Raw genomic sequence first — 654 nt, forward strand, 5'->3', positions numbered from 1 at the left:
AATTGTGCTGCTGAAAACCAGGGAAACGATCGCAGCAGTTTTCCAGTTCCGATATCCCAACACCGCGGGCAAAACGAGCAGCAGCATCACAGTAGATAGCAAAAATCCGATGAATTCTAAAACGGAAATGTAGATCAACAGAGAAACAACACAAAGCATCATGACCTTAACGTCTTTTTTCTGCAGCTGAAACAGCTTTTTCACCGTTGTATCCTTTTGATCTTTTTCAAAAAACAGAAATATGCCTAATATGAGAAGCAATATGCCTAAACTTTTCGGCAGCACATCCGCATCGATCACCGCGTACGGATAGCTGTCTAAATTAAAGCTGAGCGCCAGGTAAATGGCTGCTACAGCCAAAATGATGACAGAAACGGCCCGGTTTGTGATTCTCATGTTTTACACCAGCCTTTCTCGATTTCAGCATGCCGGTCGCGGGCTGTGCCGGGCGGGGCTTTTAGGCTCTGCGTACCGGCAACCCCGCGCGCGGAGACCGTTTTATTTGTCGCCCAATCCAATCTCATCAAGGAGCGCTTTCATTTCTTTATATTGAGTGTCAAGATAGTCCTTAAATTCTTGATGGCCCATAAAGTTATCCGTCCATCCATAGCTGTCCCGAATCGATTTCCAGCTGTCTTTTTCCATCATCTCTTT

General features: G+C 45.6%; 1 protein-coding gene. It reads right to left on the bottom strand.

The features are described from left to right. On the bottom strand, positions 1-396 hold a 396-nt coding region (locus ACWHAR_RS28190), incomplete at its 3' end, for a tripartite tricarboxylate transporter TctB family protein (protein ID WP_452088585.1). Positions 397-654 lie beyond the last annotated feature (258 nt).

Source organism: Bacillus sp. LR--39, from assembly GCF_053613335.1.